The sequence below is a fragment of the Pseudomonas cucumis genome (assembly GCF_030687935.1).
GTDB classification, from domain to species: Bacteria; Pseudomonadota; Gammaproteobacteria; order Pseudomonadales; family Pseudomonadaceae; genus Aquipseudomonas; species Aquipseudomonas cucumis.
The window spans coordinates 1,781,958-1,805,857 of the sequence record NZ_CP117454.1; the positions used below are offsets into that span (position 1 = coordinate 1,781,958).

At 58.4% G+C, this 23,900-nt stretch carries 27 protein-coding genes; 21 read left to right on the forward strand and 6 right to left on the reverse strand.

Annotated elements, in window-relative coordinates; genetic code table 11:
• The first annotated feature begins 9 nt into the window (after positions 1 to 9).
• The 9 genes from PSH97_RS08060 (at position 10) to PSH97_RS08100 (ending at position 9,673) form a co-directional block, all read left to right on the forward strand.
• Entirely contained in the window at positions 10 to 2,253 is a 2,244-nt protein-coding gene (locus PSH97_RS08060) for a chemotaxis protein CheA (RefSeq protein WP_305448768.1), read from the forward strand.
• 49 nt (positions 2,254 to 2,302) lie between these two features.
• Positions 2,303 to 3,433 carry a protein-glutamate methylesterase/protein-glutamine glutaminase gene (locus tag PSH97_RS08065; RefSeq protein ID WP_305448769.1) on the forward strand — a complete coding sequence of 377 codons (1,131 nt, stop codon included), beginning with the start codon at positions 2,303 to 2,305 and terminating at the stop codon, positions 3,431 to 3,433.
• A complete protein-coding gene (locus PSH97_RS08070) occupies positions 3,433 to 4,173 on the forward strand; it encodes a flagellar motor protein (protein ID WP_305448770.1) in 741 nt (246 codons plus the stop codon). The genes PSH97_RS08065 and PSH97_RS08070 overlap by 1 nt, the downstream gene beginning before the upstream one ends.
• A 15-nt stretch (positions 4,174 to 4,188) precedes the next feature.
• Positions 4,189 to 5,079 carry a flagellar motor protein MotD gene (gene motD / locus PSH97_RS08075; RefSeq protein WP_305448771.1) on the forward strand — a complete coding sequence of 297 codons (891 nt, stop codon included), beginning with the start codon at positions 4,189 to 4,191 and terminating at the stop codon, positions 5,077 to 5,079.
• A gap of 43 nt (positions 5,080 to 5,122) precedes the next feature.
• Positions 5,123 to 5,911 carry a ParA family protein gene (locus PSH97_RS08080; protein WP_305448772.1) on the forward strand — a complete coding sequence of 263 codons (789 nt, stop codon included), beginning with the start codon at positions 5,123 to 5,125 and terminating at the stop codon, positions 5,909 to 5,911.
• 123 nt (positions 5,912 to 6,034) lie between these two features.
• Positions 6,035 to 6,901 carry a CheW domain-containing protein gene (locus PSH97_RS08085; protein ID WP_305448773.1) on the forward strand — a complete coding sequence of 289 codons (867 nt, stop codon included), beginning with the start codon at positions 6,035 to 6,037 and terminating at the stop codon, positions 6,899 to 6,901.
• A 75-nt stretch (positions 6,902 to 6,976) separates the two neighbouring features.
• Complete coding sequence (locus PSH97_RS08090) at positions 6,977 to 7,462, forward strand: chemotaxis protein CheW (protein ID WP_007980742.1); 486 nt, start codon at positions 6,977 to 6,979, stop codon at positions 7,460 to 7,462.
• A complete protein-coding gene (locus PSH97_RS08095; protein ID WP_305448774.1) occupies positions 7,463 to 7,858 on the forward strand; it encodes a DUF2802 domain-containing protein in 396 nt (131 codons plus the stop codon). It begins immediately after the preceding gene.
• Positions 7,859 to 8,065: 207 nt separating this feature from the next.
• Complete coding sequence (locus PSH97_RS08100) at positions 8,066 to 9,673, forward strand: hypothetical protein (RefSeq protein ID WP_305448775.1); 1,608 nt, start codon at positions 8,066 to 8,068, stop codon at positions 9,671 to 9,673.
• A gap of 107 nt (positions 9,674 to 9,780) precedes the next feature.
• Here PSH97_RS08100 and PSH97_RS08105 read toward each other — a convergent pair whose 3' ends face one another.
• The 4 genes from PSH97_RS08105 to fliK all read right to left on the reverse strand — a co-directional run bounded on the left by PSH97_RS08105 (position 9,781) and on the right by fliK (position 14,274).
• On the reverse strand, positions 9,781 to 10,428 hold the full coding sequence (locus PSH97_RS08105; protein WP_305448776.1) for a hypothetical protein: 648 nt from the start codon (positions 10,426 to 10,428) through the stop codon (positions 9,781 to 9,783).
• Positions 10,429 to 10,493: 65 nt separating this feature from the next.
• Entirely contained in the window at positions 10,494 to 12,218 is a 1,725-nt protein-coding gene (locus PSH97_RS08110; RefSeq protein ID WP_305448777.1) for a hypothetical protein, read from the reverse strand.
• Positions 12,219 to 12,373: 155 nt separating this feature from the next.
• Positions 12,374 to 12,703, reverse strand: coding sequence for an EscU/YscU/HrcU family type III secretion system export apparatus switch protein (locus PSH97_RS08115; RefSeq protein WP_305448778.1), 330 nt, complete (start codon positions 12,701 to 12,703; stop codon positions 12,374 to 12,376).
• On the reverse strand, positions 12,700 to 14,274 hold the full coding sequence (gene fliK, locus PSH97_RS08120) for a flagellar hook-length control protein FliK (RefSeq protein ID WP_305448779.1): 1,575 nt from the start codon (positions 14,272 to 14,274) through the stop codon (positions 12,700 to 12,702). The genes PSH97_RS08115 and fliK overlap by 4 nt, the downstream gene beginning before the upstream one ends.
• A gap of 197 nt (positions 14,275 to 14,471) precedes the next feature.
• Between fliK and ccmA the strand changes: the two genes are divergently transcribed.
• The 10 genes from ccmA (at position 14,472) to PSH97_RS08170 (ending at position 21,857) form a co-directional block, all read left to right on the forward strand.
• On the forward strand, positions 14,472 to 15,107 hold the full coding sequence (gene ccmA, locus PSH97_RS08125; protein WP_305448780.1) for a cytochrome c biogenesis heme-transporting ATPase CcmA: 636 nt from the start codon (positions 14,472 to 14,474) through the stop codon (positions 15,105 to 15,107).
• On the forward strand, positions 15,104 to 15,772 hold the full coding sequence (ccmB, locus tag PSH97_RS08130; protein WP_008072659.1) for a heme exporter protein CcmB: 669 nt from the start codon (positions 15,104 to 15,106) through the stop codon (positions 15,770 to 15,772). The genes ccmA and ccmB overlap by 4 nt, the downstream gene beginning before the upstream one ends.
• A 77-nt stretch (positions 15,773 to 15,849) precedes the next feature.
• Positions 15,850 to 16,605 (forward strand): heme ABC transporter permease, encoded by a 756-nt coding sequence (locus PSH97_RS08135; RefSeq protein ID WP_305448781.1) that lies wholly within the window; start codon positions 15,850 to 15,852, stop codon positions 16,603 to 16,605.
• Positions 16,602 to 16,778, forward strand: coding sequence for a heme exporter protein CcmD (gene ccmD / locus PSH97_RS08140; RefSeq protein ID WP_007894243.1), 177 nt, complete (start codon positions 16,602 to 16,604; stop codon positions 16,776 to 16,778). Before PSH97_RS08135 ends, ccmD begins: the two co-directional genes overlap by 4 nt.
• A complete protein-coding gene (gene ccmE / locus PSH97_RS08145; RefSeq protein ID WP_305448782.1) occupies positions 16,775 to 17,230 on the forward strand; it encodes a cytochrome c maturation protein CcmE in 456 nt (151 codons plus the stop codon). The genes ccmD and ccmE overlap by 4 nt, the downstream gene beginning before the upstream one ends.
• Before the next feature lie 3 nt (positions 17,231 to 17,233).
• Positions 17,234 to 19,237, forward strand: a complete 2,004-nt coding sequence (locus tag PSH97_RS08150) for a heme lyase CcmF/NrfE family subunit (protein ID WP_305448783.1) — start codon at positions 17,234 to 17,236, stop codon at positions 19,235 to 19,237.
• Positions 19,234 to 19,770, forward strand: coding sequence for a DsbE family thiol:disulfide interchange protein (locus PSH97_RS08155; RefSeq protein ID WP_305448784.1), 537 nt, complete (start codon positions 19,234 to 19,236; stop codon positions 19,768 to 19,770). Before PSH97_RS08150 ends, PSH97_RS08155 begins: the two co-directional genes overlap by 4 nt.
• Complete coding sequence (locus PSH97_RS08160; RefSeq protein WP_305448785.1) at positions 19,767 to 20,240, forward strand: cytochrome c-type biogenesis protein; 474 nt, start codon at positions 19,767 to 19,769, stop codon at positions 20,238 to 20,240. The genes PSH97_RS08155 and PSH97_RS08160 overlap by 4 nt, the downstream gene beginning before the upstream one ends.
• On the forward strand, positions 20,233 to 21,435 hold the full coding sequence (ccmI, locus tag PSH97_RS08165) for a c-type cytochrome biogenesis protein CcmI (protein WP_305448786.1): 1,203 nt from the start codon (positions 20,233 to 20,235) through the stop codon (positions 21,433 to 21,435). Before PSH97_RS08160 ends, ccmI begins: the two co-directional genes overlap by 8 nt.
• A 14-nt stretch (positions 21,436 to 21,449) precedes the next feature.
• Positions 21,450 to 21,857, forward strand: a complete 408-nt coding sequence (locus PSH97_RS08170; protein WP_305448787.1) for a hypothetical protein — start codon at positions 21,450 to 21,452, stop codon at positions 21,855 to 21,857.
• A 56-nt stretch (positions 21,858 to 21,913) separates the two neighbouring features.
• Here PSH97_RS08170 and PSH97_RS08175 read toward each other — a convergent pair whose 3' ends face one another.
• Both PSH97_RS08175 and PSH97_RS08180 read right to left on the reverse strand, forming a co-directional pair.
• A complete protein-coding gene (locus tag PSH97_RS08175; RefSeq protein WP_305448788.1) occupies positions 21,914 to 22,489 on the reverse strand; it encodes a PIN domain-containing protein in 576 nt (191 codons plus the stop codon).
• The gene (locus PSH97_RS08180) at positions 22,486 to 22,953 is read right to left on the reverse strand and encodes a helix-turn-helix domain-containing protein (protein ID WP_305448789.1); all 468 of its coding nucleotides are present in this window, start codon (positions 22,951 to 22,953) and stop codon (positions 22,486 to 22,488) included. The genes PSH97_RS08175 and PSH97_RS08180 overlap by 4 nt, the downstream gene beginning before the upstream one ends.
• A gap of 257 nt (positions 22,954 to 23,210) precedes the next feature.
• Here PSH97_RS08180 and PSH97_RS08185 point away from each other — a divergent pair, with 257 nt between their 5' ends.
• Positions 23,211 to 23,423 carry a type II toxin-antitoxin system HicA family toxin gene (locus PSH97_RS08185; protein ID WP_038979643.1) on the forward strand — a complete coding sequence of 71 codons (213 nt, stop codon included), beginning with the start codon at positions 23,211 to 23,213 and terminating at the stop codon, positions 23,421 to 23,423.
• Positions 23,423 to 23,827, forward strand: coding sequence for a type II toxin-antitoxin system HicB family antitoxin (locus tag PSH97_RS08190; protein WP_305448790.1), 405 nt, complete (start codon positions 23,423 to 23,425; stop codon positions 23,825 to 23,827). The genes PSH97_RS08185 and PSH97_RS08190 overlap by 1 nt, the downstream gene beginning before the upstream one ends.
• The last annotated feature ends 73 nt before the right edge of the window (positions 23,828 to 23,900 follow it).

Below are 23,900 nucleotides of genomic sequence, written 5' to 3' on the forward strand. Positions count from 1 at the left end.
ACCCCCTTAATGAGCTTCGGCGCCGATGAAGAGATCCTTCAGGATTTCCTGGTTGAGGCCGGCGAGATTCTAGAGCAACTGTCCGAGCAACTGGTCGAGCTGGAAAGCCGGCCGGATGATGCGGATTTGCTCAATGCAATTTTTCGCGGTTTTCACACTGTAAAAGGGGGCGCCGGCTTCCTCCAGCTCAACGAGCTGGTGGAGTGCTGTCACATCGCCGAGAACGTGTTCGACATCCTGCGCAAGGGTGAACGACGCGTCGACTCGGAACTGATGGACGTGGTTCTCGAAGCACTGGACGCGGTGAACAGCATGTTCAGCGAAGTCCGCGAGCGCAGCCCGATCACGGCTGCCACGCCTGAATTACTGGCTGCCCTGGCCCGTCTGGCCGAGCCGCAAACCGCCGACGAAGCGGCGCCTGTTGCTGAAGCGGTGCAAGCACCTGCCGCCGAAAGCGAATCAGGCGACATCACCGATAACGAATTTGAACAACTGCTGGACTCGCTGAATGCCGTCAAGGCTCAGGCCGAGGCTCCCGTGGTTGTTCCGCCGCCTGCCGCCGATGTGGCAACCAGCGACGAAATCACCGATGCCGAGTTCGAGTCGTTGCTCGATCAATTGCACGGCAAAGGCCAGTTCGCCGCCGATGCCGTGGTCGCAGCGCCTACCACACCGGCTGCCCCGAAAGCGGCAGGGGACAGCTCCGACATCACCGACGACGAGTTCGAGGCACTGCTCGATCAGTTGCACGGCAAAGGCAACTTTGCCGTCGATGCATTGGAGTCGGCGATTGCTTCGGCTCCGGCCCCGGCTGCGCCAACCGCTAAAGCGGCCGGCGACGATCTGATCTCCGATCATGAGTTCGAATCGCTGCTCGACGAATTGCATGGCAAAGGCAAGTTCACCGAGGTTGGCACTGGCGCAGTGGTTTCTGCTCCTGTCGCCAAGGCGCCAGCACCGGCTGCGAAACCTGTGGCCAAAGCGCCCGAGCCAAAAGTCGAATCGCCGAAACCGGCCGCCGCTGCTGCACCGGCTCCTGCCCGTGCCCCGTCTGCGCCACCACCGGAAAAACCGGCCAGCGAAGCCGAGACCACCGTGCGGGTCGATACCGCGCGTCTCGACGAAATCATGAACATGGTCGGCGAGTTGGTACTGGTGCGTAACCGCCTGGTCCGTCTGGGCCTCAACAGCGGCGACGAAGCCATGTCCAAGGCCGTGTCGAACCTCGACGTGGTCACGGCCGACCTGCAAACCGCGGTCATGAAGACCCGGATGCAGCCGATCAAGAAAGTCTTCGGGCGCTTCCCGCGTCTGGTTCGCGACCTGGCTCGCCAGCTCAAGAAAGAGATCAACCTGGAATTGGTCGGCGAAGAAACCGACCTCGACAAGAACCTCGTCGAGGCCCTGGCCGACCCGCTGGTCCACTTGGTGCGCAACTCGGTCGACCACGGTATCGAAGAGCCGGCTGATCGCGAAGCGATGGGCAAGCCCCGCAGTGGCAAAGTGATCCTGTCCGCCGAACAGGAAGGCGACCACATCCTGCTGTCCATCTCCGATGACGGCAAGGGTATGGACGCTGATGTTTTGCGCGGTATCGCCGTGAAAAAAGGCCTGATGGACAAGGATGCGGCGGACCGTCTCAGCGAGTCCGATTGCTTCAACCTGATCTTCGCGCCGGGTTTCTCGACCAAGACCGAGATTTCCGACGTCTCCGGGCGCGGCGTGGGCATGGACGTGGTGAAAACCAAAATCGCCCAGCTCAACGGCACCATCAATATCTACTCGACCAAGGGCAAGGGCTCGAAGATCGTCATCAAGGTCCCGTTAACCTTGGCGATCATGCCGACGCTGATGGTCATGCTCGGCAACCAGGCGTTCGCGTTCCCGCTGGTGAACGTCAATGAAATCTTCCACCTCGACCTGTCGCGCACCAACGTGGTGGACGGCCAGGAAGTGGTGATCGTGCGGGACAAGGCACTGCCTCTGTTCTACCTCAAGCGCTGGCTGGTCAGCTCCGCCGCTCACGAAGAGCAGCGCGAAGGCCATGTGGTGATCCTTTCGGTGGGCACTCAGCGGATCGGCTTCGTCGTCGACCAGTTGGTGGGCCAGGAAGAAGTGGTCATCAAGCCATTGGGCAAAATGCTCCAGGGAACCCCGGGCATGTCCGGCGCCACCATCACCGGTGACGGCCGCATTGCGCTGATTCTCGATGTCCCGAGCATGCTCAAGCGTTACGCCGCACGGCGTATTTGATTCTGGGGGAGCGGGGCGACTGAGCCTCGCCCCGTCTAACGGAGTGTTTATGGCAGTCAAAGTCCTGGTGGTGGACGATTCGGGGTTTTTCCGCCGCCGCGTCTCGGAAATTCTTTCAGCGGATTCGAATATCCAGGTCGTCGGTACGGCGACCAACGGCAAAGAGGCGATCGATCAGGCGCTGGCCCTCAAGCCAGACGTGATCACCATGGACTACGAGATGCCGATGATGGATGGCATCACGGCGGTGCGGCACATCATGCAGCGCTGCCCGACCCCGGTGTTGATGTTCTCCTCGCTGACTCACGAAGGCGCGCGAGTCACCCTCGATGCGCTGGACGCCGGCGCGGTGGACTTCCTGCCGAAGAATTTCGAAGACATCTCCCGTAACCCGGAGAAGGTCAAGCAACTGCTGTGCGAGAAGATTCTCAGCATCTCGCGCAGTAATCGTCGCGCCAGTACTTACAGCACCCCGGCCCCGGTGGTTGCGCCAGCCCCGACACCTGCGCCTTCGAGCGTCAGCAGCTATGGCAGCAGCGCGCCTGCGCGTCCGGCACCGGCACCGATTCCGGCTCGCACCCATGCAGCGACGCCGTCGTCTCCGGCGCCGAAACGCAAAGCCTACAAACTGGTCGCCATCGGTACCTCCACTGGTGGCCCGGTTGCCCTGCAACGGGTTCTGACGCAGTTGCCGGCCAACTTCCCGGCACCGATCGTGCTGATCCAGCACATGCCGGCAGCCTTCACCAAAGCCTTCGCCGAACGTCTGGACAAGCTGTGCCGCATCAGCGTCAAGGAAGCCGAGGATGGCGACATCCTGCGTCCAGGCCTGGCGCTGCTGGCTCCGGGTGGCAAGCAAATGATGATCGACGGTCGTGGCGCGGTGAAAATCCTGCCGGGCGACGAACGTCTGAACTACAAACCGTGCGTGGATATCACCTTCGGTTCCGCGGCCAAGTCCTACGGCGACAAAGTTCTGGCGGTGGTCCTGACCGGCATGGGCGCCGACGGTCGCGAAGGCGCGCGTCTGCTCAAGCAGGGCGGCAGTGCGATCTGGGCTCAGGATGAAGCCAGCTGCGTGATCTACGGCATGCCAATGGCGATCGTCAAAGCCGAGCTCGCAGACGCGGTGTACAGCCTGGACGATATCGGCCGACACCTGGTCGAGGCGTGTCTCTGATGGATGTACTCAGCCTTATCGGGATCATCATGGCGTTCGTCGCCATCATTGGCGGCAACTACCTTGAAGGTGGTCACCTCGGCGCGTTGGCCAACGGCCCGGCAGCGTTGATCGTGCTCGGTGGGACCGTCGGTGCGGCGCTGCTGCAATCGCCGATGAGCGCCTTCAAGCGCGCCATGCAGATTCTCGCCTGGATTCTTTTTCCTCCGCGCGTGGACCTGGCCGGCGGCATCGATCGCGTCGTGAACTGGAGCCTGACCGCCCGCAAGGAAGGTTTGCTCGGACTGGAAGGGGTGGCCGACGCCGAACCCGACAGCTACTCGCGCAAAGGCCTGCAATTGTTGGTGGACGGCGCTGAGCCGGAAGCGATTCGCAGCATTCTGGAAGTGGACTTCTACACCCAGGAAAGCCGCGACATCGAAGCCGCCAAAGTCTTTGAAAGCATGGGCGGCTACGCGCCGACCATCGGCATCATCGGTGCGGTGATGGGCCTGATCCACGTCATGGGCAACCTGGCCGATCCGTCGCAACTGGGCAGCGGTATTGCCGTCGCCTTCGTCGCCACCATTTACGGCGTGGCCAGTGCCAACCTGATGCTGCTGCCGATTGCCGCCAAGCTCAAATCCATCGCATTGCGGCAGTCGCGTTATCGCGAGATGTTGCTGGAAGGGATCCTGTCGATCGCCGAAGGTGAAAACCCTCGCTCTATTGAGTTGAAGCTTCAGGGCTTCATGGATTGATGGGGGAAATGAACCATGGCACGTCGCAGGCAACCTGAAGAACACGTAAACCATGAACGCTGGCTCGTTTCCTACGCCGACTTCATTACGTTGCTGTTCGCTTTCTTCGTGGTGATGTACTCGATTTCTTCGATCAACGAAGGCAAGTACAAGGTCATTTCCGAGGCGCTGATCGGGGTGTTTACCGACTCCGATCGCGCCCTCAAGCCGATCCCCATCGGCGAAGAACGGCCGAAAACCGTGACCCCGGCCAAGCCGCTGGTCAAGGACAGCGAGCAGGTCGATGCCGGCATCGCCGGTGCCAGCGATCCGCTCAAAAGCATTGCCGATGACATTAGCGCGGCATTCGGCGACTTGATCAGCTCCAACCAGATGACCGTGCGCGGCAATGAGTTGTGGGTCGAGATCGAGCTCAATTCCAGCCTGTTGTTCGGCAGCGGCGATGCCATGCCCAGCGACATCGCCTTCAACATCATCGACAAGGTCGCCGCGATTCTCAGGCCGTTCGACAATCCGATCCACGTCGAAGGTTTTACCGACGATCAGCCGATTCGCACTGCGCAATACCCGACCAACTGGGAGCTGTCCTCAGCGCGTTCGGCGAGCATCGTGCGCATGCTGGCGATGCAGGGTGTAAACCCCGGTCGTCTGGCGTCGGTGGGTTACGGCGAGTTCCAGCCAGTCGCCAACAACGCCACCGCCGAAGGCCGCGCGCGCAACCGTCGGGTGGTATTGGTTGTTTCACGAAATCTCGATGTACGCCGCAGCCTCACCGGTACCGGAACGGCTCATGCACAACCGGATGCCGCGTTGAAGCGGGCTGGCACACAAACTGCACCGGCTCCGGTCAAGTCGCCGGGACGAGAGAGCGCCGTCAATTCTCCGTCACCCGCATTAATACGTTGAGCTATTTCTCGGTCGACCTTTTTGACCGGGAGGAACAATCCGAATGAGAGTCTGGGCAGTCGCCAATCAAAAGGGTGGTGTCGGTAAAACCACTTCCTCCATCGCTTTAGCCGGTTTGCTGGCTGAGGCGGGCAAGCGCGTGGTTGTGGTCGATCTCGACCCGCACGGCTCCATGACCAGCTACTTCGGTTACGACCCCGACAGCCTGGAACACAGCAGTTACGACCTGTTTCTGCACAAGGGCAGCGTGCCGCAAGGCTTGCCCGGTCAGTTGCTGATGCCCACCAGTGACGAACGCATTTCCCTGTTGCCATCGAGCACCGCGCTGGCAACCCTTGAGCGCCAGTCGCCGGGGCAGAGTGGTTTGGGGCTGGTGATCGCCAAGAGCCTGGCGCAGTTGTGGCAGGACTTCGATTACGCCGTGATCGACAGCCCCCCGTTGCTCGGCGTGCTGATGGTCAATGCCTTGGCGGCCAGCCAGCAGTTGGTGATTCCGGTGCAGACCGAGCATCTGGCCGTCAAAGGCCTGGAGCGCATGGTCAACACCCTGGCGATGATCAACCGCTCACGCAAACAGGCGCTGCCGTTCAGCATCGTACCGACCCTGTTCGACCGCCGCACCCAGGCTTCCCTCAGCACCCTTCGCGTGCTGCGCGACAAGTACCCGGAAGAAATCTGGCAAGGCTACATCCCGATCGACACCCGCTTGCGTGACGCGAGCCGGGCAGGGCTGACGCCTTCGCAATTCGATGGCAAGAGTCGCGGCGTTCTCGCCTACCGCGCACTGCTCAAGCACCTGTTGGCCCAGCAACTTGTTCCGCAGGTGGCCTGACATGAACCCAATTATCTCTGTAGGAGCTGCCGCAGGCTGCGATCTTTTGATCTTGCTTTGTGGCGTTCCTGAAATGGTCAGAAGATCGCAGCCTGCGGCAGCTCCTACAGAGGGAGTGTGCCTGTGACTCGGCCGGTGAAGATCACCTCGCGCCCGCAATTGGCCCTTCAGTCTTATCTGGATGGCTTGCTGCAGGACGCGACCGAAGAGCTGTTGCCTGAAGTCGAGGCGCTGCCCGAGGTTGTCGAGGCTGAAGCTGCTCTGGACGAGTTCCAGGCGGCGGTGCTCGAAGAGCAGGCGCGTGATGCGCAGACACCCGCAGTGGCCGCAGCCCCCATCGTCGCGCCAGTGGTGAAAGCACCGGTGACCGTGATCGAAGCGCCGGCACCGATTCTGGCGCCCGTGTCGACGATTGCGCCGTTGCTGCAAGCATTGGTGCCGCCGTTGGTGGAAGTTCATCTGCCGCCGAGCAACACACCGCCGCCGGTGGAAACCGACGGTCGTCCGGCCTGGGCGGCCGAGCCGTTCGAATGCCTGCTGTTCGACGTCGCCGGGTTGACCCTGGCGGTGCCGCTGGTATGCCTGGGCTCGATTTACTCTTTGGCCGGTCACGAGCTGACGCCGTTGTTCGGTCAGCCGGAATGGTTCCTCGGGATCCTGCCGAGCCAGGCCGGTAACCTGAAAGTGCTGGATACCGCTCGCTGGGTCATGCCGGACCGCTACCGCGATGATTTCCGCCAGGGCCTGCAATACGTTATTTCGGTTCAGGGCTATGAGTGGGGGCTGGCGGTGCACCAGGTCAGCCGCTCATTGCGCCTGGACCCGAACGAAATCAAATGGAGAAGTCACCGGGGTCAGCGGCCATGGCTTGCCGGCACGGTGATTGAACACATGTGCGCCTTGCTCGATGTCGCCGAACTGGCCGAATTGATCGCCAGCGGCGGGGCGAAGCACATGGGCGGCAGTAAGCCGAGCCACAAACCGACATAAAAAACACGCATCGGCACTTCAAGTGCCGGTGCACTGAACACACACCGCCAGGGCGGTTTTTTGAGGGGTCAGGGTATGAATGATAAGGCGACAGCTGCAAAGGGTTCCGAAGATCCGATCCTGCAATGGGTAACCTTCAAGCTGGACAACGAAACCTACGGCATCAACGTGATGCGCGTTCAGGAAGTCCTGCGCTACACCGAAATCGCCCCGGTCCCGGGTGCTCCGAGCTACGTGCTGGGCATCATCAACCTGCGCGGTAACGTCGTCACCGTGATCGACACCCGTCAGCGCTTCGGCCTGATGAATGCCGAGATCAGCGACAACACCCGTATCGTCATCATCGAAGCCGACAAGCAAGTGGTCGGGATCATGGTCGACAGCGTGGCCGAAGTGGTTTACCTGCGTCAGTCGGAAATCGAGACCGCGCCGAACGTCGGTAACGAAGAGTCCGCCAAGTTCATTCAAGGCGTGTGCAACAAGAACAACGAACTGCTGATCCTGGTCGAGCTGGACAAGATGATGAGCGAAGAAGAATGGTCGGAACTGGAGAGTATCTGATTGATTCTTGAGGTAGCTGTCATTGTCCTGTTCCTCTTCTGGGCAGGCACGCTGGCGATGTTCCTGGCGTACATCCGCGCCCAGCGGCAGATCGCCACGCAACAGGCCGAGGGCGATGCGCTGCGCGATCAGCGCATCAAGGACCTGGCCAAGCGGGTCGACGACTACCAGAACGGCAACGTGCGCATGGGTGAAGACCTGCACGAACTGCGCGCCGTCGTCGGCCCGTTGCCGGACAAACTGGCTCAGTTGGAACAGCGTGATCCGTCGAGCCTTTCATTCGCCCAGGCCGCGCGTCTGGTGGGGATGGGGGCCAGCGTCGATGAACTGACTCAGTCTTGCGGGTTGACCCAGGCTGAGGCGGAGTTGATGAGCAAGTTGCACAGAAGCAGCTAGAAGCTACGCACTACACACAAAATCAAAGATCGCAGCCTTCGGCAGCTACTACATGGGTTCGTAATTACCTGTAGGAGTTGAAGAAGGCTGCGATCTTTTTATTATGCGCGAATAACCGTTTGTCGGAACTGTCAGAACTGACAGTAGATGCCGTTCTGCGGCACTCAACATACTCAAGATTAAATATATTTTATCGGGAGTGTGAATATGAAATGTCTCTTGTTTTTAACGATATGGTTTGCCGCTAGTGTCAATGCCATGTCCGGCCAGGCATTGGTAACGGACTTGAATGCCAAGTACATGAGTAATGTTGCGCAGTGTTTGAACGGTTTGCCAGCCTACTACTGTTCCGGTATTACCTTGCGGGCGGTAGACTACAGCGCATTTTTCAAATTTTGGGATTATGGGTCAAAAGCAACAACATTGGGCTCAGTGGTCTTCACTTATATCCGAGCCGATATTGGCAGTACAACATTGAATGGTAACAGGAAAAGCGGTTTCATATTAAAAGATCAAACTTCGGCGCTGGCGGAAGGTAAAGCTCTGAACCTGCGTTGTATTTTCCCTTTTCCAACCGAATCGCTTGATGTCCGGGCAGATCACGGGTGTGGATTTGCACCTAAGGCGGTACAACTGGACGCGGATCTTGCCAATTGTGCAAAGTTGGTAGTTCCTGCAATAACGGCTGCTGCCTGGTTGAAAAATTTTCAGGAACATAGTTCATTACCGAAGAATCAGTGTTCGCTGAGCACGATGGTGGCGGGACAGTTCAAGGCCAGCCTCGAAGCGCATGGCCTTGTTGATGCGACCTGGGCGGCTAAACCGATGGAAGTGCTGGTTGAAACCTGGGATAAGAGTAAGCCGGAAAAACTGCCCATTGAGGCGGTGTTTTACGAGGCGTCGGCTCCGGCCAAACTAGTCGATGCGCAGAAATTTCAGCGTGAGTATTATCTGGCAACCTCGTTGTATGTTCCTATTGTCAAATTGAGTCTCGCGGCGACAGATAAGAATGTTTTCAGCTTCTCTGCGGTCGATCAAGTCTTTGGCGAGGCAGTCGCTGAACAGCTGAATGCGCGCTATGAGAATGTCTCGGACAGTTGCGGAGATGCAGCGGCTTATTTGTGTAGTGGTGTTTTGGTTAGGACCACAAAAGCAACGCCGAATTATCACGCGTGGGACCCGAGCGATAATTCGATAGCTCGTAATGGTGTTTCATTTTCTTATCTTCGTCGTGATGTACGCATGGAGAAGCTTTACATTGGTGAAGGTCAGGGATTTGTATTCAAGAGCCTAGAGGTTGCAAATAAAATTGGCTCTTATCCGACACCTGTACGTTGTTCGTTTCCTACGGATGGAGCCACTTCGCATCGAGTGCAGTCGTGCGGTCATCACGATTATTTTCCAAATGCTGGTGAATCCTGCCCGGAAATAGGTGTTAATACACTGGCAAAGTGGAAAGAGCACTTTCACTCAGTAGATATAGGTAATAGATACTTTCATCAGTGTGCACTCGGGCCAAGCAGGGATCAATTTTCGATTTTCCTCCAGGCTCGAAATAATTTTGATGACCTCATCAATCTGAATTGGGCTAACAATGTGGAGATAGCTGCCTGGCCTCCCGGGATCCCAAGACAGTTACCTTTAGAGGCTTTTATTTACGTTCAATCCGCTAATCCTGAGGCGGCCCGTGCCGGTGCTCAATACATGCAGCAGGATTATTTTAATATGACAACTCAGTATCTACCTGTGATCCGTGTAACCTTTGAAGGTGGGCAGGCGAGATTTGATTTTTTTCCAGAAGATCAAGCGCAATGAGTTTCCGGCAGGTGAGGGCTGTGTCGACGGTCTCCTACGGGTATTGAATAAACAGCCAATCCATTAGCGATGGATTGGCTTTTGAGTGCTCCGGCGGCGGAGCTGGGTTACAGCATTACTCTTAACAGCTGTGAAAACATCAGGTTATTTTTCGTGCCGGAACGATGAACGCTGTAGTTGATTAATACCAGCTTTCCCATGTTTTCTTGAATCCAACTCGTAGGAATATCGAACGCCATCGATGAGTTATCTACAATCGGTTTGGTCTCTGTGTCGTGGACAATTGTGCCATGCCAGCGGACTCGAACTGTGTAGCCGGGACCCATGTTAACAAACTTGACAGTCACCTTTTTCCTGTCCACGGAAAGCCTGGGTTCAATCAAGTCAAAATCCTGAGCATCGACGTTCAGCGTTAGCGATTTTGAGATGATGAGCGGGGTGCCGGGCGCGGTGCGAACGCTATAGTTGACGGTTACCAGGCTGCCGATGGAGTCGATGACCTCCAGACGAGGAATTTTGAAGTTCTGCGGTGCCGGAATACCAATCGTCAAGGTTTCCGTATTGTACGTATAGCGGCCGCTTGCCCATCGAGCCCGGACGGTATGACCCTGATCCATGCCGACATAATGTGGGACCTGTATGTTGATATGTGTGCTGTTATAAACGTCGTTGAAGTTTAAACGATCCCCGGCGAAGCCATAGGCTTCGAGCACTTTCGGAGCAGTCAGATTAAGTTCCTTCGGTTCTGCGTTCATGGTTGTCGAACTCCATTCGGAAAGGTGATTGCTCGTTGTACCCGTACACAATCAGGTAGGTGATGTTACAGCGCTACTCTCAGTACTTGGGAAAACATGCTGTGTTCATCGATGCCCGGACGGTTGACGCTATAGTTGATCAATACGGTTTTGCCTTTGTTTTCAACAATCCAACTTTGAGGAATTAAGAACTCTGCGGTGACGCCTGTTTCCAGGTTTTGCCATTCCGTGTAGCGGGTAACCACCCCGGTGATACGTACTCTTGCGTGGTAACCGGTAGCCATTCCAGTGTATCGAATAGTCACCGTCGTCTGATCCGCAGTCAGTCGAGGAGGTGTTAGAACGAATGCTTGAGGATCCACGGCCAGCGGCAATGCCGCAGATCGATGCAAGGGGCCACTGGGAAAGGTACGTACGGTGTAGCTGACTGGAACAAGGCTGCCGATGGCATCAACCACTTCCATGCGAGGGACAATGAAGTTCATCGGTCCAACGTTCTCTACCGTTGTGATTGCGCTGTCATAGGTGATTCGAGGGCCAGCCCAGCGCGCCCGAATGGTTTGCCCGATGGCCATTCCCACATATTGTCGAATCTGAACCGTTACATGCCTCGCATAATAAATATCGACCATTTTCAAACGGTCGCCTTGCGCGCCGTAGGCTTCCAGAACCTTGGGTGGATCGAGGATGATCGTGGTTTTGATGCTTAAGGGTTTAGACTCGGAAACAAGTTTTATTCCTGCACGTTCCACGCGCAGGGTGATGCTGACAGAGCTCTGGTCGCTTTCGTTGGCCCAGGCAAGCAGTATCGGAAACTCCAATGTTCCGCTTCCTGGATATGTCTTGGCTGCCGTCTCGCGTTCACCCCGTCCTTGCCAGTGAACTCGGACTCTGTCGCCAGCGATCAGCCCGATACCGGAAGCGACTACCTGGATATTTGTGACGTATGCAGGATCCAGCACCCCTCCTTGCTCACCTGTCACGGTCGGTGCCGGAATGCGGTTCGCATTTACACTGACTTCAGTGGGAATTGCCCACGGTGCATAGTCATGCGGACGGTTTCCACAGCGGTCGATCACCTGATAGGTAATCGAATGCTTGCCATCACCCGCGCGCTTGATCAGTTGTTCATCGAACTTGATCAGAATGGGATGGTTTTGCGGATCGCTGATTTGCTCGGCAGTGACGGGGTAGTGGATCACCTGCTCTTCATTACCCCATCGTGCGACGATGCGGTCGAACACGGTGATGTTCTGATAAGGCTCGATACGCATGGCAATACCCTGCTTTGCCATCTCACTGTCGACACCATCCTTGATATCCGGAATGAAGATATAACGCAGTCCGGGATGACCTAGTGGTTCAGGTTTGTCGAGAATGCCTCCCGGTAGCGTGCGTTTGATCAAAACGTTGAACTTGAACGAGTCGGCCTCGTTTCCGCTGAGGCGTTTGATACGATAAAAAACCGGGGATGCGCTTCCATCCAGGATATGGTTTGCCGGTAGATGGAAGAGAATTGGTTTGGAAAGCTCTTCGGGCGAATCGATAACCTCCGTGTGGTAGGGGGTTTTGTCGTCATCCCAGAAGAGAAGGCAACTCTGGCCGATCTCCATATCATGCCAAGGATTAACGATGACGAGCAGGTCGGCGTTCAGGGCTTTAGCACCAACGCCGCCATGGTAGCCTTCATCGCCATCTATTGGACTGATCAATTCGGGAATATGTGGAGCACCAAGTGCCAGCGAACTACTGTTCCTAGAGTTGCCATCAGGTTTGGAGGTCAAAGTCATCGGAGCGCTCCTGATAAGGGTAGCGCCGGGATCAAGTTTGTCGACGCTGTCTGCCTATCTGGCGACAACAGCGAGTTGCCTCGCAACTATCAGATCTGACAGTTTCGACGAGCGGTAGACAGCAGTGAGAACCTTGAGTCAGACGAGTCCCAGGTTCAAAAGTCCTCACCGCACTCGGTAATGTCCTTCTCGACCATCGGCGTATCCGGGTTCTGTCCCTCTGGGAACTTCCCCTTCAAATTCCACGCAAACGCAATGATCTCGGCAATCGTGCGATACAACTCCTGCGGAATACTCTCCCCCAATTCCATCCGCGCCAGCAGTTTCACCAGTTCGGCGTTTTCATAGATCGGCACTTCATAATCGCGGGCAATCTGCAGAATGGCTTCCGCCAGTTCCTCATCACCTTTGGCCGTGAGGGTAGGGGCGTGGGTGCCGTCGTATTTGAGGGCGATGGCCTGGCGCGGTGCGGTGGATTCGTTCATGCGGTTTCGTCGACCCAGCGTTGTTCGAGGCGGGTTTGAGGGCCTTGTGGCGGTGTGCCGAGGTGGCAATCCAGATCGCCGACGTTCAGGCCTGAGGCCAGCAGGCGTTCGCGCAGCCCGGCCAGATTGCTTTCGATCAGGCTCGCGGTGTACGGCCGTTCGGCCCACAGCTGACTGGAGAGGCTGCCTTTGATCAGTTGAGCCTGAATCTGCAACGGCCCTAATGGCTCCATATCGAACGCAAGTTCGACGCGCCACAACTGTTGTTTGGGTTCGCGTTCGTCGCGGCGTTCGTGAGGTTGTTCTTTCTCGGGCGCTTCTTCACGCTGGAATTTGACCTGCAATGGCACGATGTCCTGCAGGTTGCGCATGGGGATTTCCAGTTGCCAGGTGCTGAGCAGGCGACCGTCGTCGGTGAGGCCGGTCTGTTCCAGGCTCGACAGTTGATGGCTTTGCAGGCGCGAGACGGCCGCTGCTGCCAAACGTAGCAAGTGCTCCAGATCGCCTTCACCGTCCTGACTTTGCAGCAGGCGCTCGGGGAGCGGGAAACTGGTCGGCAGCGGTTTGGCGCTGACTTGCCCCAGCATGCCGAGAGCGCTGCGCACGAAACCGGGCAGCGCTTGCGCCAGTGTATTGGCGGCGAGGATCGCGTTGAGATTGGTGTTGGCCGGTAGCCCCGGCGTCAGTTGTGCGATGAGCTTGAGCAGATCGCCTTTCATGTCAGGCGTCAGCGTCGGGTTTTGACCGGCGAGGAGTTTCGCTTCGAGGAACAGGCCGCTATTGGCCAACGCCTGGGCCAGGCCTTTGGGCGTGCTCAGTTGCTGAACGTCCGGCAGGCCGGCGAGCAATTTGTCGACGACAGCGCGCAGGTCGCTGGAGGTCTGATCCGATGGCGGCAGGTTTTGCAGGACTTTGAGCAAGCCATCCAGAGAGCCCTGGCGACTTTGTTGGCTGACCAATTGTTGCGTCACCGCCAACTGTTCCTGGCGGTTGCTCAACGGGACGAATTTCAGGGTCTGGGTATCCTGCACCAAGGCGCTCAGCAACGTACCGATACGCAGGGGCGTCGGGCTGTCGATACTCAGCGTGCTGCCGCTCAGCGCGGTGTTAAGCAGGCTCACCATCGAGCGAAACACCGTCGGCTGACCCGGCACCTGCGGCATGACCTGAGAGGTCAGCACTTTGCCTTGCAGCAAGGTGCCGACCGGCAGTTGCGCCGTGTCGATGCGGGTGAGGGTGGCGACGCTGGAGGCGATGGCCTGTTGCACCGTGACCGCCAGACTGCCTGCCGATGGCTGGGTGATCGCCAGGCTGGTGCCCTGGGGCAACGGCTGAGTGCTGGTGGCCTGGACCGTGGTCTGGCGGCCGCTGTCGAGGGTGACTTTGAGCAACAGTTGAAAGGTCTGATCCGCCTGCTTTAGCGAGAGCACTTCAGCCTTGGCGGTTTGCCCAACGGAGATCAGGCCCTCCATCGGCGTCAGCAACTTGAGTAGATCACCACTGACCACCAGCGGACGTGAAGTCGCGGGTGTGGTCTGCGGCAGCGGGAGGATGTTCATTTCGCCTGTCATACGCGGTCACAACCTGAGGAAAATGCACTCTTTAGAGTCGGGCATGGCATGTATAATGCCGCCCGTCTTTCGGGGAGTGGCGAAAACATTGCATTTGTTTGACCTGGCTCCCTAGAACAAGCCGCCAATGCATCTATGCTGCATCTCTTTAGCGGCCGCTCTGCCGCCGACTTGAACCGCAAAAGGCCCGTGATCTCTTGACCAGTCCTGTCCTGCAAACCGTTGCCCTTGCCTGTGAGCGAGACCTTCGGCTGCTCTTCGAAAATCTCGAATTGAGACTGGCCAGTGGCGAAATGTTGCAGATCAGCGGCCCCAACGGCAGCGGCAAGACCAGCCTTTTACGTCTGCTATGCGGTTTGATGCACCCGACCGCCGGTCAAGTATTGCTAAACGGTCAGCCCCTGCACGTGCAACGCAGCGAACTGGCGCGCAACCTGTTGTGGATCGGCCACGCCGCCGGTATCAAAGACCTGCTGACCCCCGAGGAAAACCTCAGTTGGCTCTGCGCCTTGCATCAACCGGCCTCCCATGAGGCGATCTGGCAGGCGTTGACGGCTGTTGGGCTACGCGGGTTCGAGGATGTTCCCTGCCACACCTTGTCGGCCGGTCAGCAACGTCGCGTGGCCCTGGCGCGGTTATATCTGGACAGCCCGCCGCTGTGGATCCTCGATGAGCCGTTCACCGCGCTCGACAAACAAGGCGTGGCGCAACTCGAAGAACACCTGGCTGCGCACTGCGAGCGGGGTGGCATGGTGGTGCTGACCACTCACCACACCCTGACCCGGATGCCGGCCGGCTATCGCGACATTGATTTGGGGAACTGGGCCGTATGAGTGTTTTCGGCCTGTTGGTCGCCCGCGAGGCACGTTTGCTGTTCCGCCGCCCTGCCGAATTGGCGAATCCGCTGGTGTTCTTTGCCATCGTCGTCTCTTTGTTCCCGTTGGCGGTCGGCGCCGGGCCTCAATTGTTGCAAACCTTGTCCCCGGGACTGGTATGGGTGGCAGCACTTTTATCGGTCTTGCTCTCGCTGGACGGGCTCTTCCGCAGTGATTTCGAAGACGGATCGCTTGAGCAGTGGGTCCTTTCGCCGCACCCCCTCCCTATTCTGGTTTTGGCCAAGGTACTGGCACACTGGGCGTTTTCCGGCCTGGCGCTGGTGTTGCTCGCACCCTTGCTGGCGTTGATGCTGGGTTTGCCTGCCGCTTGTCTGCCGGTGTTGCTGCTTTCTTTATTGCTGGGTACACCGGTGCTGAGCCTGCTCGGTGCGGTGGGCGCTGCGTTGACGGTAGGATTGAAGCGCGGTGGCCTGTTACTGGCACTGTTGATTCTGCCGCTGTACATCCCGGTGTTGATTCTCGGCAGTGGCGCCTTGCAGGCGGCATTGCAGGGCATGCCGGCGACCGGTTATCTCTTGTGGCTTGGTAGCCTGACCGCCCTGGCGATAACCCTGACACCTTTTGCAATAGCTGCTGGCCTGAAGATCAGCGTCGGCGAATAATGAGGTCTGATCAAAATTTGATCAGTAAAGACCCTGGCTGCTCGTGACAACGTGCGGCACCCGTGATGGAAATAGCAATGAACTGGACCTGGTTTCATAAGCTCGGCTCGCCCAAATGGTTTTACGGCATCAGTGGCAAATTGCTGCCGTGGCTGAGCGTCGCGGCGTTGCTGCTGATTAGCGTCGGCGTGGTTTGGGGGCTGGCCTTCGCGCCGCCGGACTATCAGCAAGGCAACAGCTTTCGGATCATCTATATCCACGTTCCCGCCGCCATGCTGGCGCAGTCCATCTACGTGATGCTGGCCGTGTGCGGCATCGTCGGGCTGGTCTGGAAGATGAAACTGGCCGACGTCGCCTTGCAATGCGCCGCGCCGATCGGGGCCTGGATGACCGCCGTGGCGCTGGTCACCGGCGCGATCTGGGGCAAACCGACCTGGGGTTCGTGGTGGGTCTGGGATGCGCGACTTACGTCCATGCTTATTCTGCTGTTCCTGTACTTCGGTCTTATTGCGCTGGGCAACGCCATCAGCAATCGTGACAGCGCGGCCAAGGCCTGCGCGGTACTGGCGATCGTCGGCGTGATTAACATCCCGATCATCAAATACTCGGTGGAGTGGTGGAACACCCTGCACCAGGGCGCGACTTTCACCCTCACCGAAAAACCGGCGATGCCGGTCGAGATGTGGCTGCCACTGCTGCTGACGGTGTTGGGTTTCTACTGTTTCTTCGGCGCCGTGCTGTTGCTGCGCATGCGCCTTGAAGTGCTCAAGCGCGAAGCCCGGGCGAGCTGGGTGAAAACCGAAGTGCAGAACAGTCTGGAGGCCGCTCGATGAGTTTCGCTTCATTCGGCGACTTTCTCGCCATGGGCCATCACGGCCTGTATGTCTGGTCAGCCTATGGCATAAGCCTGGCGGTGCTGGCCCTCAACGTGGCGGCGCCGATCCTGGCCCGCAAGCGGTATCTGCAACAAGAGGCGCGTCGTCTGCGTCGGGAGAACGGCAAGTGAATCCGCTGCGTAAAAAGCGTCTTATCATTATTTTCGCGATCCTGATCGGTGTCGGCGCTGCCGTTGGCCTGGCCTTGAGCGCCTTGAAGCAGAACATCAATCTGTTCTACACCCCGACCCAGATCGCCAACGGCGAAGCGCCGCAAGACACACGTATTCGCGCGGGCGGCATGGTCGAGAAAGGTTCGCTGCAACGTTCCGGCGATTCCCTGGACGTGAAATTCATCGTCACCGACTTCAACAAATCCGTAACCATCAGTTATCGCGGCATCCTGCCGGATCTGTTCCGCGAAGGGCAGGGCATCGTCGCCCTCGGCAAGCTCAACGCTGACGGCGTGGTGGTGGCCGATGAAGTGCTGGCCAAACACGACGAGAAGTACATGCCACCGGAAGTGACCAAGGCCCTGAAAGACAGCGGCCAGTCGGCGCCCACTCCTGCGAAAGAGGGTTAATTGATGACTTCTGCTCTCTATAGTTCAGGGCTGTTCATCCCTGAATTGGGCCACCTGGCCATGATCCTGGCGCTGTGTTTCGCGCTGGTTCAAGCCGTGGTGCCGTTGCTCGGTGCCTGGCGCGGCGATCGCTTGTGGATGAGCCTGGCCCAGCCGGCCGCCTGGGGGCAGTTCGCGTTTCTGCTGTTCGCTTTCGGTTGCCTGACTTACGCGTTCATGGCGGACGACTTCTCCGTCGCTTACGTCGCCAGCAACTCCAACAGCGCCTTGCCGTGGTACTACAAATTCAGCGCCGTCTGGGGCGCTCACGAAGGTTCGTTGCTGCTATGGGCACTGATCCTCGGCGGCTGGACCTTCGCAGTGTCGGTGTTCTCCCGGCAATTACCGCAAGTGATGCTGGCTCGCGTATTGGCGGTGATGGGCATGATCAGCACCGGTTTCCTGCTGTTCCTGATCCTGACGTCCAACCCTTTCGCCCGGATCCTGCCGCAGATGCCGACGGATGGGCGCGACCTCAATCCACTGCTGCAAGACATCGGCCTGATCGTTCACCCGCCGATGCTGTACATGGGCTATGTCGGTTTCTCCGTGGCGTTTGCCTTTGCCATCGCCGCGCTGCTGGGCGGTCGTCTCGACGCGGCGTGGGCACGCTGGTCGCGTCCGTGGACCATCGTCGCCTGGGCTTTCCTCGGTATCGGTATTACGTTGGGCTCCTGGTGGGCCTACTACGAACTCGGCTGGGGCGGCTGGTGGTTCTGGGACCCGGTGGAAAACGCATCCTTCATGCCTTGGCTGGTGGGCACGGCGCTGATTCACTCGTTGGCGGTCACGGAAAAACGTGGCGTGTTCAAGAGCTGGACGGTGTTGTTGGCCATCGCCGCGTTCTCGTTGAGTTTGCTCGGGACTTTCCTGGTGCGTTCCGGCGTGCTGACCTCGGTTCATGCCTTTGCCTCCGATCCTGAGCGCGGTGTGTTCATCCTGATCTTCCTGCTGTTCGTGGTCGGTGGCTCGCTGACGCTGTTCGCCCTGCGCGCTCCGGTGGTCAAGAGCCATGTCGGCTTCAACCTCTGGTCTCGGGAAACCCTGCTGCTGGGCAATAACCTGGTGCTGGTGGTGGCCGCTTCGATGATCCTGCTCGGTACCTTGTACCCGTTGATTCTCGACGCGATGACCGGCGCGAAGTTGTCGGTCGGCCCGCCGTACTTCAACGCGCTGTTCATTCCATTGATGGCGTTGCTGATGGTGGTGATGGCGGTTGGCATGCTGGTGCGCTGGAAAGACACCCCGGTCAAATGGCTTATAAGCATGTTGACCCCGGTGTTGCTCGGCAGCGCTGCGCTGGCCGTGGTGGCCGGTGTCGCTTACGGCGATTTCAACTGGGCGGTGCTGGCGACGTTCATGCTGGCTGCCTGGGTGTTGTTGGCCGGTGTGCGGGATATCTTCGACAAGACCCGTCACAAAGGCCTGATCAAAGGTCTGCCAACCTTGACCCGCAGTTATTGGGGCATGCAAATCGCGCATTTGGGCATTGCCGTGTGCGCGCTGGGTGTCGTGTTGTCCAGCCAGAACAGTGCCGAGCGTGATCTGCGCCTGGCGCCGGGTGAGTCCATGAGCCTGGCCGGTTATCAATTTGTGTTCGAAGGCGCCAAGCACTTCGAAGGGCCGAACTTCACGTCCGACAAAGGCACCATCCGGGTGATCCGCAATGGCAAGGAAATCAGCGTGCTGCACCCGGAAAAACGCCTGTACACCGTGCAGAACTCGGTGATGACCGAAGCCGGGATCGACGCCGGTTTCACCCGTGACCTTTATGTCGCCCTGGGCGAGCCGCTGGGCGAGGGCGCCTGGGCGGTCCGCGTGCACGTCAAACCGTTCGTGCGCTGGATCTGGTTCGGTGGGTTGCTCACCGGTCTCGGCGGGTTGCTGGCGGCGCTGGATCGTCGTTATCGGGTCAAGGTGAAAAGCCGCGTGCGTGAAGCGCTCGGCATGACGGGAGCCACCGCATGAGACGTTGGTTGATGTTGTTGCCACTGGCGATTTTTCTGGTGGTTGCTGTTTTCCTGTATCGGGGTCTGTACCTGAACCCGGCCGAGCTGCCTTCGGCGATGATCAACAAACCGTTCCCGGAGTTTTCGCTGCCCTCGGTGCAGGGTGACAAAACCCTGACCAAAGCGGACATTCTGGGTAAACCGGCATTGGTCAACGTCTGGGGTACCTGGTGCATTTCCTGCCGGGTCGAGCACCCGGTGCTGAACAAACTGGCCGAGAAGGGCGTGGTGATCTACGGCGTCAACTACAAGGACGTCAACGCCGATGCCTTGAAGTGGCTGGCCGAGTTCCACAACCCCTATCAACTGGACATTCGTGACGATGCCGGCACCCTGGGCCTGAACCTCGGTGTGTACGGCGCACCGGAAACCTTCTTCATCGACGCCAAGGGCATCATCCGCGACAAATTCGTCGGCGTGATCGACGAACAAGTCTGGCGTGAAAAACTGGCGGCCAAGTATCAGGCGCTGGTCGACGAGGCCAAGCCATGAAGCGCTGGATCGCCGCCGCCCTGCTGGGTTTGAGCATGGCCGGTGTGACCCATGCGGCCATCGACACCTATGAGTTCGCCAAAGAAGGCGACCGCGAGCGTTTTCGCGAGCTGACCAAAGAGTTGCGTTGTCCCAAGTGCCAGAATCAGGACATCGCCGATTCCAACGCACCGATCGCCGCTGACCTGCGCAAAGAGATTTTCCGCATGCTCGGCGAGGGCAAGGACAACCAGCAAATCATCGATTTCATGGTCGACCGCTACGGTGACTTCGTCCGCTACAAACCCGCCCTCAACGCCAAAACCGCACTGCTCTGGTTCGGCCCCGCCGGCCTGCTGCTGGGCGGTTTTGTGATCATCGCCGTGATCGTCCGCCGTCGTCGCGTGCAACGCACTGACAGCCCGGACACGCTTTCTGCCGAGGAGCGCGAGCGCCTCGACCACCTGTTGGATAAAACCAAGAATGATTGATTTCTGGCTCGCTGCAGGCCTGCTGCTCCTGGTTGCCCTGAGTTTTCTGCTGATCCCCGTTCTGCGTGGTCGCCGTGCTCAGCTTGAAGAGGACCGCACGGCACTGAACGTCGCGCTTTATCAGGAGCGCGTGGCTGAGTTGCAGACTCAGCAGGAAGAGGGCGTGCTCAACGCCGAACAGATGGACACCGGCCGCGCCGAAGCTGCCCGTGAACTGCTCGCCGACACCGAAGGCGTCGAGGCGCCGCGCGTGTCGCGTCTGGGCAAGCCGTTGCCATTGCTGGCGGCGATTCTGGTGCCAATACTGGGCCTTGGACTGTACCTGCATTTCGGCGCCAGCGACAAAGTCGAGCTGACCCGCGAGTTCGCCCAGGCGCCGCAGTCGATGGAAGAAATGACCCGTCGCCTGGAGCGTGCGGTCGCAGCTCAACCGGATTCGGCCGAAGGCCTGTACTTCCTCGGCCGCACTTACATGGCTCAGGACCGTCCGGGCGATGCGGCGAAGATCTTCGAGCGCACCGTGGCCCTGGCGGGTCGTCAGCCGGAACTGCTCGGGCAGTGGGCCCAGGCGCAATATTTCGCCGACGGCAAGAAGTGGTCGGACAAGGTCCAGGCTCTGACTGACGAAGCGCTGAAAGCTGATCCTAAGGAAGTCACCAGCCTCGGTTTGCTGGGGATCGCGGCTTTCGAAGGCGAGCGTTACCAGGACGCCATCGACTACTGGAATCGCCTGCTGGCGCAACTGCCGCCGGAAGACCAATCCCGCGTCGCACTGCAAGGCGGTATCACTCGGGCCGCCGAGAAGCTTGAAGCCAGCGGTGGCAAGGTTGCCCAGGCGCCTGTGGCCAAAGCTGCGGCACTGCTCAAAGTGCATGTCGATCTGGCGCCAGAGCTCAAAGCCAAGGTCTTGCCGGGTGACAGCGTGTTCATCTTCGCCCGCGCCATCTCCGGCCCGCCCGCGCCGCTGGCCGCCAAGCGTCTGACCGTTGCCGACTTGCCGGCGACTGTGGAGCTGGGGGATGCCGACGCCATGATGCCGCAGTTGAAACTGTCGAACTTCCCTGAAGTCCAACTGGTTGCGCGTATCTCCCGCGCCGGCCAACCGACTGCCGGCGAATGGATCGGTCGCAGCCAACCCTTGGCCACCAGCACCACCGCGCAGCAAAAACTGACCATCGACAGCCCGGATAAATAACAGGAAACGCCACCATGACCGCCTTCGCTCGTATCACTCTCCTCAGCATGATGGTTTTGGGGCTAAGCGCTTGTGCGGTCCAGGAGTACGAACCCGAACGGCTGCCGCCGATTCCGCCTTCGGGGCCAAGCACCAAACCGCCTCCGCCGACGGTACCGAGTAAACCAAGCACCCCGGTCAAACCGTCAAAACCCGTGCCGCGCACCTCCGCCAGCTTCGCCCCGCCACCGGGGGGCAACAGTCATTGGGACGCGAAACTCGGTGTTTACGTTCTCGATGATCAGACCAATACCTTCTACCGCCAGCGCACCTACTACCGCTGGAACAACGGCTGGAGCCGCTCGATCAGCCCGAACGGGCCGTGGGAAGAGACGAATATCCATGGCGTGCCGAGTGGGTTAGGCAGAAAATTCGGGCAGTGAATGGAAACGGCGATCTGAGGATCGCCGTTTTGCTTTTTGTGCTTTGTGAGAGGCGATTAAAGAATCGCTCGATAGTGGGTCAACGCCTTGCTCGACTGAATCAGGCCTTGGCGCAAGAGCAGATCCAGATAGGTGCCGACATCCATCGGCGGCATCTTTAGCTGTTTGCGTTGCCGTTGTGCTGCTGCGACAACCGCTGCCGGGTCCAGGTCAAAGAGGTTATCGACGAATTCGTCAGGATGCTGCGCCTCGATGCCAAAAGGTCCGAGTGTTTCATCGGGAAAGTCTTTCTGATTAAACGTCACGATGACACTGGCGTTGCAGCGTATGGCGGCAGCCAGAACATGTCGGTCATCGATGTCGGGCAGTGTGAGCCCTTCGATCAGCTTTTCATAACCGGATACGCAAGCATCGGGTACGGCCTGATCCATCAAGTCGGACGTGCGATCCAGTTGCTCTGTTGTCAGGTCCGGGCGGTTTTTCAGCAGATTGCGCTTCCATTCGTTGTGTATCTCCAGTGACCATCGCGCCCTGAAACGTCCGGAGAGCGCGAGCCACATCAGAAAGTCTCTCAAGGGAGCGGGGTACAAAACACATGCGTCATATACAGCAGTAAAAGGGGAGTGCCTCACTCGTATCCTGTCCTTAACGCTTGTGCTTGCTCGGCGAGAAGCGTCATTGCTTGCTCGCTGGCGGTGTCGCGCCGGTTCTTATAGTCCATCAAATCGGCAAAGCGCACACGTCGGTGCTTGCCGGTTTTGTGGTAGGACAACTCGCCGGACTCCAGCAGTTTGATCAGGTGCGGGCGTGAGACATTGAGCAAGTCAGCCGCTTCCTGGGTGGTCAGTTCCGCGTGAACCGGGACGACCTTTACCGCATTGCCTTCTGCCAATGCCGCCAGGATGTCGACCAGCAATCGAAGGGCTGAAGTGGGCAGTTCTACGCTGTGAGCTTCATTCTGCTCGTCGAAAATCTGGATGCGTTGGGTTTCGAATTGAGTCGCGAGATAGGCAGCGAGGGCACGCTGGCCTTCGATAGCGGCCTGAATTTCGCGCGCCATGGGCAGGTTTATCGGTGGGTGGATGACTAAGGACATGATGAAACTCCAACATTCTGAGTAGCGATGCTGGAAGGCTATTCGAATCATACGAAAATCGCAATAAACGAAACCAGAGCTTGTTTAAGGCTCTTTTTCAGCAAGGTCTGGACGTAATCGACAAACGACCGAGCCTTCGTAGGTCCGCTCAAATCAACACCCTGTAAAACAACCGAGCGTCGTGATCCGGATTTTTGTGCTTGAGTAAAAGTAACTCTAGGGTTACTTTTGTTTGGGCCGGAGCAAGGAGGCTGGTGGTGCAGAGCAGGTTATTGATCAAGGAACTGATAGAGGCGGGCTGGGCATTGGATCGGGTCACCGGCAGTCATCACATCTTCACTCACCGTTACAACCCTTACACGATACCCGTCCCTCATCCGAAGAAGGATTTACCGGTCGGGACGGTCAAAAGCATCAGGAGGCGAGCCGGGCTTTATTGCCCGGGAGCCAGTTTGGCAGGAGATCCATAATGCAGTACCCAATCTGTATCGAGTGGGGCGACGAGAACACCGCCATCGGTATTCAGATCCCCGATATTCCTGGTGCCGTTACGGCCGGGGATACGTTTGAAGATGCTTACAACGCGGCGGTCGAAATTGCCCACATCATGCTGCAGGAGATCATGGCAGCCGGGGAGTCAATTCCGATGCCGACCTCAGCGGCTGCGCACCGCGAGAATCCGGAATTTGCCGACATGGGTTGGGGGATGCTGGAACTCGACATCTCGCCGTATCTGGGCAAGACCGAGAAGGTCAACGTGACGCTGCCTGGTTACGTGATCCAGCGCATTGATCGTTATGTGCGAGAGCACAATGTCAAAAGCCGCTCCTCCTTTCTCGCGGATGCGGCGATGGAGAAACTGGTTCGGCATTGAGTGGTATCAGTCGAATCGCCTTCGCGGGCAAGCTTCGCTTCCTGTAGGAGCGAGGCTTGCCGCGAAGCTTTTA